Source organism: Variovorax sp. WDL1 (assembly GCF_001541225.1).
GTDB lineage: Bacteria > Pseudomonadota > Gammaproteobacteria > Burkholderiales > Burkholderiaceae_C > Variovorax.
The window spans coordinates 1-211 of sequence record NZ_LMTS01000121.1 but is presented as its reverse complement, the minus strand read 5'-3'; the positions used below and the strand labels follow the sequence as shown (position 1 = coordinate 211).

Here is a 211-nt window from a genome sequence, read left to right as displayed (position 1 = left end):
GCGAAATACGCGCTGGCCAACTTCAGGATCTCGTTGGTCTTGCGCAGTTCGCGAACCTCGCGCTCAAGGTCCTTGATGCGCTGCTGCTCGACGGTGCTCGGGCCTGGCCGTACGCCGCTGTCTCGCTCGCCCTGGCGCACCCACTTGCGCAGCGTCTCGCCCGTGCAGCCGATCTTGCCGGCGATCGATTCGATCGCCGCCCACTGCGACG

1 protein-coding gene is annotated in these 211 nt (G+C 66.8%); it reads right to left on the bottom strand.

The features are described 5' to 3' along the window. A partial coding sequence (locus APY03_RS16645) for a transposase (protein WP_068678296.1) occupies positions 1-211 on the bottom strand: 211 nt, incomplete at both ends.